We start from the raw sequence: 16,499 nt of genomic DNA, 5'->3' as shown, positions 1-16,499 counted from the left end.
ACCGGATCGCTTTGGAATACTATTCGCCTAAGATACGAAAGTAAACAAAAATACAACCAGAGGTTGAAATATTTTCTGCCGCTGGAAGGCACGAAAGTGCACCGCCTCTTTCTAGGCGCATCTCTCGTGAGTCAGCTTTTCTGCCGCTCGAAGAACTGTCCCAGCTTCGAGAGGTTCTTGCTCGCAAGCGTCATAACGCAGCCGACCTTGTTGCGTCGGATCGCGCGCCAATCCTCGCCCATCTTCTCGCGAATGCGCGCAAGGTTGCGATTGCTCACACCGCCCAGGCGCATCTTGTAGAGCACTTCGGGGATATAGACGGATCGACCTGTCGCTTGCGAGACATAGTCGAGATTGGAGAAGACCGCTTTGACCCGCGGGTCTTCGAATGCGGCGGCAATGCGGGAGAGCACGTCGTCATGGGCGAGGAAGTCGTCGCTGTGAACGAAACCCAGGACATCGCCGGAGGCTTTCGCCACGCCCTTGTTGAGGGCATCATAGATCCCCTTGTCACGCTCGCTTGCCAGAAACATCCGGTCATGCGACGCGCGCTCGATGGCGGCGAGCGAGCCATCCGTCGACTTGCCCTCGATGATCAGGTGCTCGAGCTCGGGATGGGGCTGCCGCCCGACGCTCTCGATCGCCTCGCCGACGGTGGCTTGAGAATTGTAGACGGCGGTGATGACGGTGATCTTCATGGGAAAGGGCGGCAAGGAAAAATAGTTTGATCTGTCTATAGGCGCTCTCTTCGCAGGATGAAACTGGGCTCTGCTCGCTCCGGGTCGTGGCGGCGCTATCTCCCGCTCGCCGCGTAAGCCGCGATGCCAACCCATTCCTTGACCGCAAGATCCACCGTGTCGAGATGGCCTGCGAGATCCCAGCCAATGCCATCGAGAAACCCATCTGCGCGATAATCGACAGGGTAGGGGATCACGTCATCCCATCCGGCTCGCTCAAAGCTCGCTACCGCGCGCCTCATGTGAAAGGCGCTCGTGACGAGGACCCAGGTCTCACCCGGTTTGGGCTGCGCGAGATCGGCGCTGAAACGCGCGTTCTCGGAGGTGTTGCGCGAGCGGCTCTCGAGAAGGAGCCGGGTCTGTGGAATACCCGTTTCGCGAAAGGCCGCGGCCATGACCTCGGCGCCGGGCATGCTCTCTCGGGCAAGGTCGCGCAGGTCGCCGCTGCCGCCAGAGAGCAGGATCCTGGCATCGGGAAAGCGATGTGCGAGGGCTAGGCCTGCAGTGACGCGCTCGGCGGCCGCGTTGAGTTGAACCTGATGGTGGCGGGCTGTGCCTGCGCCATCTTCCGCACCGCCCAGGATGATGATCCCGTCGACATGGGTGAGCTGCGGGTTGGCCGGATAGGTTCGCTCCAGGGGCGCGATGAGGAGATCGCCGAGGGGAAAGATCCCCAGAGCCAGAAGGCCCGCCAGCGCTACGGAAAGCATCCCGCGCGCGGCGCGCAGGCGCCCCCTCACGAGCGCGATCAGTGCGGCTGCGAGCAAGAGCGCTGCCCAGGTTTCTGCGCGCAGCAGGAGGGTCAGGAGCTTGGAGGCGATGAAGACGAGCGTATCCATGGGGCCCTTTTCGGCGCTTCCGTGCTGGTCTGCAATCGCACTGTTTCGAAATCTTCCGGCCAACGAAACAACGCGCATAACTCTCGCTGCAAGCGGTTCGATTCCCGAAGGGAGCAGTGTGTAATGCTCCTCTCCGAAAAGGTTATCCCTAGTAGGTCTGTCTGTCCAAACGCTGTCCGACAGTGAGAATGGAATTTTCCTGAAATTTTCCGACCGGAATTTTCAGGTCGGCAAGGGACACTGGGTCCCATGAAAGACCTTGCGAACCCTCACGCCGATCTGGCGCGCTCCAATCCCCGGGCCGCGTCGACCCGTATTCAAACCTGCACTCTCTCAAAGGCGAAGAGTCAGCGCATGCATGACTATCGGTTGGGGCACATCCCCGCCTATGTCGACCAGACGAAGCTGGGCGACAACCGCGTGCTGATCCAGTTGCGTCCGCTTACACAAGTACGCGCCGAGAATGCGCGGCTCCGCGAACAGGCCGGTCGGCAGCGCAAGATGAAATCGAACGCGGCGGTGGTTTTGCGAGGGGTGATCACTTTCGGCGTGCTTGCAGCACGAGATTTCATGAAGCTCTCGCCGAAGCGGCAGAACAAGGCGTTTAAGAAGCTTGTCCGGAGCCTCGCCAAGCGGCTCGCCACAAAGGTGGAGTCACTGGTCGTCCATCTCGACGAAACGACGATCCACGCGCACTTTTTGCTACGCGCCTATGACCGTTTCGGGCATGCGCTCAGCGACAAAATCAAGCGCGATGTCACTGTCTCGATCCAGGATCTTACGCACCGCGTGCTCGCGCGCTTCTGCCCGGGAATCGAGCGCGGGAATCGTAAGCTCGACCGCCTTGCCGCCGGTGCGGATTATGTCGACACGCTTCATCGGAGCGTGCGGAGACTTCATCAGGATTTGCCGCGCGAAATCGCGGAGCGGGAAGCGACGCTCGCTGCGTTGGAGGGTGCCAAAACAGAGCTTCAGGCCGAGATCGACGAGGGGCGCAGAGATCTCGATCGTGTGAGCGAGGAGAAGCGCGCCGAGCGCATTTCCTTGGCGTCACAGGAGACGGAAATGGAGGCCCGCGCGCGGGCACTCGATGCGCGGGATGCGGATATTCGGGGGCGAGAGGACAAGCAGCAAAAGCGTGAAGATGGGCTCGACCGCCGGGAAGCGAGTATCGACAAAGAGAAAGCAGATCTTGCCAGGGAGCGACGGGCGCAGCTTTTAGCCGCAGACCAACTTGTCAAGCGTGAGGACGAGGTCGAGGCGGTGCGCGCCGAGGCCGAGAAAACCCAATCGACCTACCGGGCCGCGCTTGCTGCAATGGAGGGGGCCCTTGCGGAAATTTCAGCTGAAACCCTGCGGCGCGACCCCAAGACGGGCAAGCTCGTGATGAAGGACGCGTGTCTTCTACGGGCGCTCCCGGAGGAGCTGCGCATGGGGCTCTTGCGCCCCATGCTTGGGCTCGTGGATATCAGGTCTCGAGTAGATCAACGATCCAGAGAGCTTGATAGAAGAGACCGGGAGTTCGCAGAGAAGCACGCCGCCGTCGGCGAGGTCATAACCGCGCTCACCGAAGGCCGTGCTCAGATCTCGGAAGGCTCCATTGTGATCGAGGATATGCCGCGCTGCCTCAAGGAACTCGGTAAGAAGAAGGAGGACTGGATGATCCAAGCTGTTCTCGATCTCATCGTGCGGGCTGGGGAGGCTGGGGTGATGCAGCCGTCGCAGGATGACGAGATTGAGGGGCCGGGAATGGGGTAGGTTGCTGGAGCGTTCTTGCGCCAGAATGTCCCTAGCTTGTGAAACTGACGATCAGGAGCGGTCTTCCTTGCTTTTGAGCTGAAATGGTTCCTTCGGCAAAGAAGTTTTCCTTCAGGGGTATGGCTTGCGTCCCTTTACCGACCTACTCAGTTCGACTTTCGGTAAATCTGGGTTCGCCCCATCTTTCCCACAGCCAGTAAAGTGCTCGATTATATGCAGTTCGGGTGCGGCATGTCGTTGATCGAGCATCAGGGAGGGCGAGTTGTGCACGTGCTCTCTCGCGGGTTTCTTCAATCGCCGTTCTTCTCAGCTCCGTCAATCTTCTCGAAGAACGAAGCCGATCGAACGACGGAGGATGCTTGTCCAGAGACCCCACGAGATGTCGCACTGATGGCTCAAAGACAGCCATGCGCCGACAATGGAGCTTAAAAACCCATGAGGGTTTTTGAGTGCCAGTTCCAGCTGCTTTATCTCGCGCTCGATCGTTGCCGGGCAAGCTGATTTAGGAAGTATTGGCGATATTCAGAAGGTTCATCGAATGGCTCTAGATAGTTTTCTGTTAAGGCGTTAACTATGCTTGGTGCCCAAATGCTTTCCGTTCCGGCCAAGGTGCACACGTCTGCGTGCCTTGTGATTGGCCATAGACGGTAATAGTATTCGAGCGGACTTGTTTTATGAGGTTCTGGTTGCGGGGGCATGAATCTGGAAAGAACATGTTGGGCAAAGGCAATCGGAAGTTTGTAGGGTCAGGACCCATTAAATTTCTTGATTCCGTCCTGTCGGCGTGATTCACGCTCCCAAACAGGTGGGGGCTTCATGACCAATCTTTTCTGGCTGACGGACGAACAGATGAAGCGGCTGAAGCCGTTCTTCCCCAAGAGCCATGGTAAGCCGAGGGTCGATGACCGGCGCGTTCTGAGCGGCATAATATTCATCAATCGCAATGGGTTGCGGTGGTGCGACGCGCCCCGGGAGTATGGCCCGCCCAAGACGCTCTACAACCGGTGGAAGCGCTGGAGCGAGATGGGCGTGTTTGCCAGGATCTTCGAGGGACTGGCCTCGGAGGCGACAGATCAGAAGACTGTCATGATCGATGCGACATATCTGAAAGCCCATCGCACGGCGTCGAGCCTGCGGTTGAAAAAGGGGGGCGTGGACGCCTGATTGGCAGGACCAAGGGCGGTATGAACACCAAGTTGCATGCCGTCACGGATGCCACAGGCCGCCCACTCAAGTTCTTCATGACGGCCGGCCAAGTCAGCGATTACACCGGTGCGGCGGCGCTGCTGAGCAGCCTGCCTCGGGCGGACTGGCTGCTCGCCGACCGAGGCTATGATGCGGATTGGTTCCGCCACGCCCTGAAAGACAAGGGGATCACGCCCTGCATCCCGGGCCGGAAGTCCCGCGGCGAGCCCGTCAAATACGACAAGCGACGCTACAGACGCCGCAACCACATCGAGATCATGTTCGGCAGGCTCAAGGACTGGAGGCGCGTTGCCACCCGTTACGACAGGTGCCCAAAGGTCTTCCTCTCCGCCGTCGCCCTCGCTGCCACCGTCATGTTCTGGCTGTGAAACTCAATGAGTCCAGACCCTAGAGCAGGGCGATTTCCACCGGACTCGAACGCGCCTCGATCTGCGCGGCCGCTTCAAACAATATATCCTCGCGGAACCGCCCGGCGACCATCTGGATGCCCAGAGGCGCGCCGTCGGGCGTCGCTCCCGTCGCCAGCGCCAGCGCAGAAAGTCCTGTGACCGGCAGGCCGATCATCGCCCGCTGCGCCTCCCAGACGCGCTTGAAATCGGCCTCGCTACCCAGATCGAGATTGTCGGCGAAGGGCAGGTCCGCGCTCGGTGCCAGAAGCACCAGCGGGTAGCGCTCCACGAAAAGCGCCCATTCCCGCGCGATCTCTGCCCGGCGGATCAGCGCGCGCGGGATCGCATCGGGGGCGAGGGAGCGGATGGGGGCAAGCCGATTGATTGACGAAGCCAACCTTTGACATCTGACATCTGACATCCGTGCGCGCGGACAGGGTGAAGTTCGCCGTTCCGGGGGACGGATCCCGGAAAGACCTCCCCATTTCGAGTTTCCTTAAGGCTCCACGATCACGGGCGTGCCCTTGTAGGCGGGGGTCTTCGAATTCTTTTCATGGTAACCCAGCGGAACCAGCGGGTTAAGCTCTGGATAGTAGCCGGCGATGCAGCCCATCGGCAGGTCGTAGCCCGTCACCCTGAGGTCATCGATCCGGCGTTTCACCCCGTCCTGCACGGCGCAGCTCAGCGCCACCTTGGCGCCCTCGACAAGGCCGAGCCGCGCCATTTCCTGCGGGTGGATCAGCACGATCATCCGGTCGCCCTCCAACCCTCTCAGCCGGTCGGAATATCCGTAGATCGTGGTGTTGAACTGGTCGTTCGAGCGCAGGGTGATCAGCGTCATCTCGCGTTCTCCCTCCGGTGCCTGACCCAGCGCCGAGAGCGTCTCGGGCGGGGTGAAGACGGCCTTGCCGCTCTCGGTCTTCCAGGTGCGCTCGCGCGCGGGATTGCCACGGTAGAAACCGCCTGGCTGATGAAGCCGTGCGTTGAAATCGGCGAAATCGTCGGGGAAGGTTTCGGCGATCAGGTCGCGCACTTTCCCGTAGTCGGCGGTCCAGCCATCCCAGTCGAGCCGGTCGTTCGCCGGCAGCGTCGCCTTTGCCAGCCCGGCGACGATCGCCGTTTCCGAGCGCAGGTGGGGCGAGGGAGGCGTTGCCGCGCCGATCGATCCGTAGATATGCGAGAAGGTATCCTCCATTGAGGTCGCCTGCCGTCCGTTCGCCTGCATGTCGGCATCCGCGCGTCCGAGGCAGGGCAGGATGTAGGCGGCCTTGCCGGGCGCGAGATGCGAGCGGTTGAGCTTCGTCGCAATCGAGACCGAAAGGTCGAGCTGCGGATAGGCCGCCTCGATCCGCTCCCGGTCGGGCATCGCTCGCACGAGGTTGCCGCCGAGCGAGATCAGCGCCTTGACCCGGCCCTCCAGCAGCGCTTCGAAGGCCATGACGGCGTTCATGCCGTCCTCCTTCGGCGCTTCGATCCCGAAGAGCTCGCGCAGCTTTTCGGCAGGCATGTGCGCCGATTTCTCGCCGATCCCGACGGTGCGCTGGCCCTGTACGTTGGAATGGCCTCGGACGGGCGAGATCCCAGCGCCCAGACGCCCGATATTCCCCCTCATCATCAGAAGGTTGCAATACATTCCAAGGTTCAGCCAGCCATTGACGTGCTGGGTCATCCCCATGCCGTAAATGCCGATTACGTTCTTCGCCGAGAGGTAGACCTCCGCCGCCTCTTCGATCATCGCGCGGGTGAGGCCCGAGTGACGTTCGATCTCCTCCCAGCGGGCTGCCCGGACGGCGGACTCGGTCTCGGCGAACCCGGTGGTGTGCGTGTCGATGAAGTCCCGGTCCAGCACGCTGCCCGGGGCTGCATCCTCGGCCGCGAGGACACATTTCATCATCCCCGCCAGCACCGCGATGTCGCCGCCGGGGCGGAGCTGGTAATATTGCTCGGAGATCCGCGTGGCCTTGCCAAAGGTCATCTGGCCGAGGTTCTGCGGATCAACGAACTCGATCAGCCCGCGTTCGCGCAACGGGTTGAAGGTGACGATCCTGCAGCCTCGTTTCACTGCTGCCTTCAGAGTGTGCAGGAAGCGGGGGGAGTTGGTGCCGGTGTTCTGACCAAAAAAGAAAATCGCGTCGCAATGGTCGAAATCTTCCAGAGTGCAGGTGCCGACCGGCGTGCCGATGAAGGATTTCAGGTTCACGCTGGTGGTCTCGTGGCACATGTTCGACGATTGCGGCAGGTTCTGATGCCCCATCGCCCGGGCGAAGAGGGCATAAAGGTAAGAGGCCTCCAGCCCCGCGTGACCCGAGGCGTAGAAAACGGCCTCCTTCGGATCCATCGCTTTGAGGATGGCGCCGATGGCGGTGAAAGCTTCGTCCCAGCCGACCGGCTGGTAGCGGTCGTTGGCGGCGTCATAACGCATCGGTTCGGTCAGGCGCCCCGCGGCCTCCAGGTCGTGATCAGGCCAGGTCTTCAGCTCGGCCACGGTATGCTCGGCGAAGAAATCGGCGCCGACGCGGCGCTGGTCGAGCTCCCACAGCACGGATTTGGCGCCGTTCTCGCAGAATTCAGCGGCATGTGGGTTGGCGGGCTTGGCCCAGGCACAGGAGGAACACATGACCCCCTTGGGCTTGTTCAACTCGTAGAGAATGCGGAAGGCCTCACTGTCCTTGCGGACGTCGCCGAAGATCTTGGCAACTCCCTTCAGCGAACCCCAGCCGCCCGAGGGATGGTCGAAATACGGCAAGCCCTCGTCCTGTTTGGTTGCGTCATGGCGGGGCGGCGTGGTTCTGGTCATCGGATCCTCCTGCGGCTCGTTGGAAAACAGGAAAGCGCGACGCGGGTTCCTTCACGTTGTCGCGCGCTGCGGACGCGGCCTCCACTGACATTCTCCAGATTGCTTGCCGTCGCCTTCGAGATCGCCTGAAACTGCTCGCTGAACAAATGCGCTCCGCCCTGCGTGGAGGCCGTTGATGTGCAAATGCCTCGGGCTGGGCTGCTTGGGCCGGGCTGAACGAATTTGGCCGCGAACCCGGATCTTCCTGGCTGCGCAGCAACGTTTCGAGCCCTTCGGGCGGACCCGCTCTGGGGCACCGGGAGGGCGTGGGGCAATTTCGTGTCAGGTGACATTGCGCTATCCGTTCCCGAACACCCGTGCGATCTGTCACGCAACGGTCAGCACGATTTTGCCCCGGATATGCCCCTTGGCGGCCCGCTCATGCGCAGCGCTGGCCTCCTCCAGCGGCCAGGTGCTGTCGATGGCGGCACGGATCGTTCCATCAGCCAGAAGCACACCCAGTTCCTGCAGTTGCGCCCCGCTGGAGCGGACCTGGGTCGCCGAAACAGTCACGCCGCGCGCCGTTGTCTCTTCGGTGTCCCGAAAGCCGAGAAAGACCGGGAACAGGGCGCCCGCTCTCTTCAATATGCGCAGGAAGCGCCCGGTGCTCGGGCCGCCAAGCATGTCCAGCACCAGGTCGAGGTCGCGCGCCACCTTTTCGGGTGGGCTCTGAGTATAGTCAATGAAGGCATCGGTCCCAAGATCACGCAGGAATGCCTCATGCGTGGTCGAGGCCACGGCGGTCACATGGGCACTTTTCAGCTTGGCGATCTGGACCGCGAAATGCCCGACCCCGCCAGCCGCGCCGATGATCAGCACCTTGCGGCCTTCGAGCGGGACCGGCCGGTGCAGGCCCGGTTGAAGCGGGTTGGGGTGATCGTGGTCCGGCTCGAACAGGAATTGCCAGGCCGTGAGTAGCGCCATCGGCGCGGCGGCGGCGTCGATATGCAAGAGTTCGGCGGGCTTGTGCGCGACGTGCGATACGGGCGCGGTAACGTATTGCGCGTTGGCCCGGCTGTCGCCGAAACTCGGGGACCGCACCATGGAGAAGGCTTCGTTTCCGACTGCGAAGTCCTCAACATCCGACGCCACGGCCTCGACTTCCCCGGATACATCCGTCCTGAGGATCACCGGGAAGGGCACCTCGGGGCGCCATTCCGGCGGCAGCTTCTTGTAACCGTCGCGCAGATATCAGTCGGGGGGCTGATCCCCGCCGCGTGAAGGCGGATGACAGCGGGGCGCCGCTGTCATCCGATGTCTTGAGTGCCGGGACTTACTGCGGCTGCTCGGGGACGTCCTCGGACGTGGCGGCGGGGGCAGGGGCCTCAGCCGGGCTCGGCATCATCTCGGCGAGCAGCCCGTTCATGCCCTTGTCCATGTTCAGTCCCACCTGTTTGCCGATCGCATCGAGCGCGGGAAGCTGGAAGGCCATCTTGCGCATCTCGTCGAAGGCCTGATTGACGAGCCCGTCCCCGCCCGAAGCCGACGTGCCCTCGCCGCCCGCCGCGCCCGCGCCGGTCAGCCCGTCGACCTTGTGGATCGTGATGCCGCCGATCTTCTCGGCGGGCTTGACCATCTCGGCCACGATCTTCGGCATCGCGTCGAGCCGCGCCTTGGCGAGACGGAAGTCGATGATCGAGCCCGACAGCCCGTTCTCGGCCTCGGCAAGTGCGCGGGTGCCCTCGGCTTCGGCGAGCTTCTGAGCGCGCAGACCGTCGGCCTCGGCCAAAGCCTCGCGCTTCGCGGCCTCGGCGCGGATCGTCACCTTGTCCGCCTCGGCCTGCGCCAGCTCGCGCATCGCGGCGGCGCGGTCATCGGCGGCCTCGCGCTCGGCCTTGGCCGCCACGCGGATCGAGGTCGCGTTCTTCTCGGCCTCTTCCTCGGCGGCGAGGATCGTCAGGCGTTTCTGACGCTCACCCTCGGCGACGCGACGCTCGGTCTCGATCGACTCGGTGGCCTTGATCGCATCGGCCTTGGCCAAATCGGCGCGCGCGCGGGCCTGGCTCTCGGCCTCGGATTTCTCCGACACCGCGATCTGGCGATCCTGTTCGGCGATCTCGATGGCGCGGCGGCGTTCCTGCTCGGCGATCTCGATCGCCTTCTCGCGCGCGATCCGGGCCTGTTCGGCGGCGGTCGAGGCCTCTTCGTGCTTGCGCGCCTTCTCGGCGGCTTCGCGGGCCGAAAGCTCTTCCATCTTCACGCGCTGCGCGACGCGGGCCTCTTCCTGTTCGCGCTCGACCTCGTAGCGTTTGACCTCTGCCTCTTGCCGGGAACGCGCGACGGCCACTTCGGCCTCCGCCTCGATCGCGGCTCGCTGCTTGCGGCTCTCGGCGATACGTTCCGCCTGGTTCTTCAGGCCCTCGGCGTTGAACACATTGTTCTCGTCGAGCCCGTCGAGCGGCGTCTGGTCGAGCGCGGTGAGCGAGACCGATTCCAGTTCCAGACCGTTCTTGCGCAGATCCTCGGTGACCGTCTGCTGCACCTGCTGGACGAAATTCGCCCGGTTCTCGTGCAGATCGTCGAGATCCATCTTCGCGGCGACGGCGCGCAGGCCGTCCACCAGCTTGCCCTCGACCATCTCGCGCAGCGCGCGCTCGTCGAAGGTCCGGTCGCCCAGCGTCTGGGCTGCCCGCGCGATCCCCTCTTCGGTGGCCTGAACCGTGACGTAGAACTCGACGCCCACATCGACGCGCATCCGGTCTTTCGTGATCAGGGCCGAGTTGCCGTCACGGCGCACTTCAAGCCGGGTGGTGCGCATGTTGATCCGGGTGACCTCGTGCAACACCGGGATCACCAGCGTGCCGCCGTCGATGATCACCTTGCGCCCGCCGGTGCCGGTCTTGACCAGACTCACCTCGCGGGTGGAGCGCTTGTACATGCGCGAGAATGCCATTGCCACGACAAGAAAGGCGAGGATTATCAGGATGAGTGGCAAGGCGAGGCCGAAGATGAGGGGCATGGAAAGGGTCCTGTTTTGGTCGATGAATGATGTGTGAAATCGGGTCTCAGGCGGGCTCGCCGATCCCGACGAGGCGCAATTCGCCCCGTGGCAGGCGCAGCACCAGAACCTCCGCGCCCTCCGCGAGCACGTCGCTGTCGGAGAGCGGTTCGAGCATCGCGTAATGGGTGTTGCCGAACCCGTCGGTGATGCGCACCTGCGCCGGACTGCCGCGCCGGGCGGTGCCGACGGTGATCACGCCCCGGCGCCGTCCCAGGCTGCGCTCGGAGATCGCGGAGGTCTCGTCGCGCGGGATCAGACGGGCGATCATTCCCGCCAGCGACCGCGTGAAGGCCAGCGAGGGCACGAGCGCCAGCGGCACTGCGACGATCCGAGGCAGCATCCAGCCCAATGTGCTCCAGAGCGCGGTCTGCAGGACCAGCCCGGCTCCGGCGAAGAGCGCGCAGAACAGCGCCAGCCAGACCGTCAGCGGCACTTTCCGGATCCCGAGAATGTCGAGGATGCCGCCTGCGGAGGGGCCCGACACCTCGCCTGCCGTGTTGGGTTCGGGCACGTCATAACCTTCCAGATCCGCCTCGATCTGCAGCGCGATCTCATCGGGCAGATCGAGTTCGGCGGCCAGTTCCGGGGCGCTCATCGTGGTCACATCGACCTCGAGATCGGGTGCGTCGGCCAGATCCGTTCCGTCGCCCGCGCTCGACAGGCCAGTGGTGAGCAGGAGGAGTTCCAGCAGCAGAAGGAATACCACCAGCCCCGCAGAAATCAGGAAGGGAAAGAGCTCGGGGCTACCAAGAAAGGACATCGGTCAGAAAGCATTCCGAAGGAAAATCAATTGGCCGCAGAATTGACCGACGGGCAGCCGCAATCAAGTCTTACATGCGGCTGAGGCGGCCGTTATTTGGGTCAAGCGCGCGCATGACCTCCTGGCGACGCTCCCAGTCGTGTCTCGCCTTTCGCACCTCGGGCTTGTGGCGCTCTTCGGTGAAAGAAATTTTTCCCTATTATCCACGAGAAAAAGCAGGAGGCTCGCCAGGTTCGTGTTCGACCGCTTCGCGGACAATCCAGACTTCAACAGCTTGCCGTGTTCGATACCATCGGTAGGGTGGATGGATGAGCACACCTTATCGCCTGCCAGAAGAGTTCGAGACAGCCCGCTACTTCCTCCGCCGCGTGAAGGTGGATGACGCACAAGCCATTTTCGACAGCTACGCCACCGATGCGGAGGTCACACGATTTCTCGGATGGAAGCCTCATCGAAGCCTTGCGGACACGTCCGCATTTCTGGAAATTGCGGCCGCGGAATGGGACCTCGGGAGCGACTTTCCCGTTGTCGCATTCGACCGCAAAAGCGGAAGCTTCCTTGGCATGTTTCACCCCAAAGTGGTTGGCCATAGGGTGAACTACGGCTACGTTTTGCGGAGATCGGCATGGGGCAAGGGTTGCGCAACAGAGGTGATGCGTTGGCTCGTGGAACAGGCGCTCGCTCACCCCATGATTTTCAGGGCGGAAGCTTTCTGCGACGTGGATCATCTTGCGTCTGCCCGAGTGATGGAAAAAGCGGGTATGGAGCGCGAGGGCATCCTGCGGCGCTACTTCCGGCACCCCAACATTTCCGAAGCGCCCCGCGACTGCGTCATCTGCTCCAAGGTCCGGTAAGGGCTCAAGGCGGACTTGCGGTCCTGCAGTGAACGACACAGCCACGCTGGTTCCCGAAACTGTCGCTGACGATCCTTTCCCGACGGTCGCTCGGCATCACGGCGTCGAGGGTCAGCCTTGCGGAGATTGCAGATGTCCTACGGACGAGAAAAAGAATAAACGCCCGAAAAACGGCGACGCGGCGCATCATACCGATGTAGACCCTCCCCATGTTGTTTGATCTTCCTGACCACCGGACCCTCTATGCCGCTTTGCTGGCCCGCGACTCCCGATTCGACGGGCAGGCGTTCGTCTGCGTTTCCTCTACAGGCGTTTTCTGCCGGCTGACGTGCCCCGCGCGAAAACCGAAGGCAGAGAACTGCACGTTCTTCGCCACGATCGGGGAGTGTATCGAGGCGGGCTACCGACCCTGCAAGCGCTGCCATCCGCTCGAGGCCGCAGCCTTGGCCGAACCGACGATTGCCATTTTGCTTCGGGCGCTTGACCAACGACCTGACCTGCGCTGGTCCGAGACCCGTGTGGAACAGTTCGGCTTCGACCCCTCAACGGTGAGGCGCAGCTTCAAGCGACAGTTCGGCATGACCTTTCTGGAAATGGCCCGCCAGCGCCGCTTGCGTGAGGGGTTCGAGACGCTGGCTGCCGGGGGCAAGGTCATCACGGCTCAGCACGAGGCGAGCTTCGATTCAGCCAGCGCCTTTCGAATGGCCTTTGCGCGCCTTCTCGGCTGCGCTCCGGCGGCGCTGAAGGCGGACCGGCCGTTGCGGGCGACGTGGATACCGACACCGCTCGGCGACATGATCGCGGTCAGTAGCCGCTCTCACTTGCACTTGCTGGAGTTCGCAGATCGCAAGGGCCTGGCTGGGGAGTTGGCTCGGCTGCAAGCTGGGTCGCAGGAGGGAATAGGGATCGGTCCCCTGCCGCCCTCAGAACAAGCAATGGCGGAGCTCGCCGGCTACTTCGCTGCGCGGTCAGATCGCTTCCTGACACCGCTCGCCCTGACGGGCAGCGCATTCAACCAACAGGTCTGGGAGACGCTGCGTGATATCCCGGCGGGAGAAACCCGCAGCTATTCTGAGATCGCGCGGCAGATCGGCCGCCCTTCGGCCGTGCGTGCGGTTGCCCGCGCCAATGGAGCAAACAAGATCGCACTGATGATCCCATGTCACCGGGTTATCGGCGCTGACGGATCTCTGACCGGATACGGCGGTGGACTTTGGCGAAAGCAGCGCCTGATCGAGATAGAACGCCAACTCAAGACATCCCGCAAAGCGAGTTCTAGATGAAATTACAGATCGACAAAGCCGAGCGGTTCCGGAGCCTTCATGTCCCGCACGACCCTATTATTCTCTACAATGTCTGGGATGCTGGCAGTGCCAAGGCCGTCGTTCGCGCTGGAGCCAGGGCTGTCGCGACGAGCAGCTGGTCCGTGGCGGCCTCCCAGGGCTACGAGGACGGGGAGGAGCTTCCTCTCGATGGCGCGCTGGCGGTGGTGGACAGGATCGTGCAAAGCGTGGATTGTCCAGTATCCGTTGACTTTGAGGGCGGATATGCTGCCGATCCCGATGGTGTGAATCAGAACGTCCGGCACCTGCTGAAGCTCGGCGTCATTGGCCTGAACTTCGAGGATCAGGTGGTGAATGGCCGGGGCCTCTACAGCATCGGAGTTCAGGTGGAGCGACTGCGCGCTGTTCGCGCTGCCGCCGACGCTCTGGGTATTCCCGCCTTCATCAATGCCCGCACCGACGTGTTTTTGAAGTCAGCACCCGAAGTCGATCATGCCAGTTTGGTGGACGATGCCCTCGCCCGCGCCGAAGCCTATGCTGAAGTGGGCGCGGACGGGTTTTTCGTGCCGGGGCTCACGGACAAGGCGCTGATCCGCGCCATCTGCGAGAAGACTTCGATTCCGGTTAACGTTATGGCCGCTGATCCGCAGCATGACGGCAACTTCGCAAGCCTTGGTGTTTCACGCATCAGCTTCGGGCCCAATCCCTACATCAGATCGGTCGCCGTGTTGGAACGCGAAGCCCTTGCCTGAAAGCAATCCCCGCGCCAATGCGTGGCTCGTTTCGGTATTCGTAGCATCCCTTGGGGCAAATCGGCGTTTGAGGGCAGGCATCCGAAGCGCTATCGCAATTTTCGAGGCAAGCGGTCGACTGGGACCGCGCGCGTCACCCATGTGTTTTGTATGATGCCAGAGATTGACGAGGTTTTCTGGCGCGCAGGGCGTCCGTCGCCGCATAGGATCGGGTCGCCTGACGGTCGGAAGACGGAGAAGAGAGATTTTCCGCCGCCGAAGACCGCAAGCGCTCCGCGGGGTTGGAGGTAACACGGACCCCCGCGCGTTTTCCGCCAGTTGCGGCTCGACGTCCCCCCCCCCGGTGCGCTTTTGCCCCGCGTTCCGCCGATCGATCGTCTCGGGAGGAGAGCGACCCTCAGGCCAGAGCGGGACCTGGCGCGCGGTGATATGGGGGGGAATAACTGCGATCCGGTCGAAAGTCTTGCGCTGGAGCGCGCTCTTCGGCGAGACACCCTCGAGCCGCTCACCTGACCCTCGTTGCAGATGATGTTTCCGATCTCCCTTGCAGGGGGACAGTGGAACCAACCATGAAGGAGCACCATGTTCTCGCATTCACTCTGTCAGATCGTTCTAAACCATCTCCGTCGAGTGGGCACTTCAACCGGATCGCTTGAAAACATTAGGTCGCGATTTTTTCAAAGTAAACAGAAATGCAGCCCAGAGTTGTATTCTCGGCTTCCTTCTCAAGGGACGCAAACGCGCCGAAGCCTCTGGGCCCAATGTCGCGGTCTCAGCTTTTCTGCCGCTCGACGACCTGTCCCAGCTTGGAGAGGACCTTGCTCGCCAGCGTCATCCCGCCGCCGACCTTGCTCGACCAATCGAGATCATCGCTGGTTTGCACGTGCTGGCTTGGCACTTTTCGTGCTCTCGTTCGCTTTCGAAGAACTCGCGCAATGCCCTCGGTTCTGGACTGCGCTTTCGGGGCTATACTCCTAAAATGCCTGCTCGGTTTTCGCAAAAATCAGGTTTCGCGAAATGCGAGCTGCCTAGCTCTCGAATTCACCCGACTTGACCGTGAGACCTGAACGCAAACGGGAAGGGGTCTCATGGTGTTGCCGTTTGAACGCGGTCGAGAAACTCTCGGCCGATCGATAGCCTGCAAGTCGCGCGGCCTCGCTCACGGATGCCCCCGCACGAAGAGCGGTGGTCGCGCGATCCATCCGCAATTGCCTGAGGCGCGCGATCACGGTCTGGCCATGGGCCTTCTGGAACAGGCGCCGGGCAGAGGAAACGCTCATCCGACCTGATTGTGCGATCTCGTCAAGGGACGGCAAAGGGCCATCGCGCAGGGCGTGCCCCTCCATCCGCTCGAGGCGTCTTCGTTCATCCGGCGTGAGGTGTCCGGCTCCGCACAGCCCCGCAATGCGCTCCAGAAGCCGGCCCGCAAGCGTCAGCGCGAGGGCTTCGCGCTCCAGCGCGCCGCCCTGTGTATCGCCGCGATCGAGTGCGACCAGTCGCTCTCCCATCGCGATTTCGTCCGCCTGCGCAAGCCAGCTGCCCTGCATAAGGGGCGCGTCGGCCATGATCGTTTCTACAGACATGTCGCGGGCGGCAAGCCAGTCCCACGGTATCACGATATTCACCTTTCGGAGATAATCGCCCTCGCGCGCGCGCCGCAGGAACGGCAAGGCGGTGCGGGTGGCGCTATAGGCCAGCCGGACCGGTGCGCCCGCGCTGCGGCTCAGCGCGAGGGGCGTGCCGCCCACCGTCGCATCGATGACCCCTTCAAGGACGAGATGCAGCACCATCGCGGGCGGGCGAGTGAGTTGCGTTGTGAAATCGGTCTCGGCGCGGGCGTCTAGTGTGTGCAGCTTCAGGCCAAGGGGTAGGGCGCGCATATCGCGTTGTCCGCGCAGGGCGACGACATCCTCGCGAAGTGTCGCGCCGAAATCGGCGCCGGACAGATGCGCCTTGCGGGCGATGTCTCGCAAAAAGATCGAGTCCGACATGGAAGCTCTCAGAATGGCGGTTTGGGCAAGGTTTTTGGCGCTTTGCGACAGGTCGGGCAGTGGCTTTGTCGATGGCTGGAACATAAAGACTAC

At 62.5% G+C, this 16,499-nt stretch carries 13 protein-coding genes; 5 read left to right on the top strand and 8 right to left on the bottom strand.

Annotation, left to right across the window (positions count from 1 at the left end; all coding sequences use genetic code 11):
* Window positions 1–131: 131 nt before the first annotated feature.
* Both BMG00_RS12990 and BMG00_RS12985 read right to left on the bottom strand, forming a co-directional pair.
* The gene (locus BMG00_RS12990) at window positions 132–698 is read right to left on the bottom strand and encodes a glycosyltransferase (RefSeq protein ID WP_078574638.1); all 567 of its coding nucleotides are present in this window, start codon (window positions 696–698) and stop codon (window positions 132–134) included.
* A gap of 95 nt (window positions 699–793) precedes the next feature.
* Window positions 794–1,576: a YdcF family protein gene (locus BMG00_RS12985; RefSeq protein ID WP_158521727.1), complete on the bottom strand. Its 783-nt coding sequence runs from the start codon at window positions 1,574–1,576 to the stop codon at window positions 794–796.
* Between the two features lie 249 nt (window positions 1,577–1,825).
* Between BMG00_RS12985 and BMG00_RS12980 the strand changes: the two genes are divergently transcribed.
* The gene (locus BMG00_RS12980; RefSeq protein ID WP_146642637.1) at window positions 1,826–3,334 is read left to right on the top strand and encodes a plasmid recombination protein; all 1,509 of its coding nucleotides are present in this window, start codon (window positions 1,826–1,828) and stop codon (window positions 3,332–3,334) included.
* A gap of 816 nt (window positions 3,335–4,150) precedes the next feature.
* Window positions 4,151–4,908 (top strand): IS5 family transposase gene (locus BMG00_RS12975; RefSeq protein ID WP_093470068.1). Its coding sequence is split into 2 segments (ribosomal slippage): window positions 4,151–4,472 and window positions 4,472–4,908, totalling 759 coding nucleotides; the frame shifts between segments, so codons are not numbered across the junction.
* 19 nt (window positions 4,909–4,927) lie between these two features.
* Here the strand turns inward: BMG00_RS12975 and BMG00_RS12970 are convergent.
* The 5 genes from BMG00_RS12970 to BMG00_RS12950 form a co-directional block, all read right to left on the bottom strand.
* A complete protein-coding gene (locus BMG00_RS12970) occupies window positions 4,928–5,326 on the bottom strand; it encodes an amidase (protein WP_078574635.1) in 399 nt (132 codons plus the stop codon).
* A gap of 99 nt (window positions 5,327–5,425) precedes the next feature.
* Window positions 5,426–7,726 (bottom strand): FdhF/YdeP family oxidoreductase, encoded by a 2,301-nt coding sequence (locus BMG00_RS12965; RefSeq protein ID WP_078574634.1) that lies wholly within the window; start codon window positions 7,724–7,726, stop codon window positions 5,426–5,428.
* A gap of 366 nt (window positions 7,727–8,092) precedes the next feature.
* Window positions 8,093–8,896, bottom strand: a complete 804-nt coding sequence (locus tag BMG00_RS12960) for an NADP-dependent oxidoreductase (RefSeq protein ID WP_211274136.1) — start codon at window positions 8,894–8,896, stop codon at window positions 8,093–8,095.
* Between the two features lie 142 nt (window positions 8,897–9,038).
* Entirely contained in the window at window positions 9,039–10,724 is a 1,686-nt protein-coding gene (locus tag BMG00_RS12955) for a flotillin family protein (RefSeq protein WP_078574633.1), read from the bottom strand.
* Window positions 10,725–10,770: 46 nt separating this feature from the next.
* Entirely contained in the window at window positions 10,771–11,526 is a 756-nt protein-coding gene (locus BMG00_RS12950) for an OB-fold-containig protein (RefSeq protein ID WP_078574632.1), read from the bottom strand.
* A 308-nt stretch (window positions 11,527–11,834) separates the two neighbouring features.
* On the opposite strand from BMG00_RS12950, the gene BMG00_RS12945 reads away from it, so the two are divergent.
* The 3 genes from BMG00_RS12945 to BMG00_RS12930 all read left to right on the top strand — a co-directional run bounded on the left by BMG00_RS12945 (window position 11,835) and on the right by BMG00_RS12930 (window position 14,415).
* Entirely contained in the window at window positions 11,835–12,380 is a 546-nt protein-coding gene (locus BMG00_RS12945; protein WP_078574631.1) for a GNAT family N-acetyltransferase, read from the top strand.
* Between the two features lie 209 nt (window positions 12,381–12,589).
* Entirely contained in the window at window positions 12,590–13,663 is a 1,074-nt protein-coding gene (locus BMG00_RS12935; protein WP_078574629.1) for a bifunctional transcriptional activator/DNA repair enzyme AdaA, read from the top strand.
* Window positions 13,660–14,415 (top strand): isocitrate lyase/PEP mutase family protein, encoded by a 756-nt coding sequence (locus BMG00_RS12930; RefSeq protein ID WP_078574628.1) that lies wholly within the window; start codon window positions 13,660–13,662, stop codon window positions 14,413–14,415. Before BMG00_RS12935 ends, BMG00_RS12930 begins: the two co-directional genes overlap by 4 nt.
* Before the next feature lie 1,028 nt (window positions 14,416–15,443).
* Here BMG00_RS12930 and BMG00_RS12925 read toward each other — a convergent pair.
* Complete coding sequence (locus BMG00_RS12925) at window positions 15,444–16,406, bottom strand: helix-turn-helix transcriptional regulator (RefSeq protein WP_158521726.1); 963 nt, start codon at window positions 16,404–16,406, stop codon at window positions 15,444–15,446.
* Between the last annotated feature and the right edge of the window lie 93 nt (window positions 16,407–16,499).

Origin of the sequence: Thioclava marina (assembly GCF_002020135.1) — a bacterium.
Taxonomy (GTDB): domain Bacteria; phylum Pseudomonadota; class Alphaproteobacteria; order Rhodobacterales; family Rhodobacteraceae; genus Thioclava; species Thioclava marina.
Note: the sequence above shows the minus strand (reverse complement) of the source record. Positions and strands in the feature narration are given on the sequence as shown.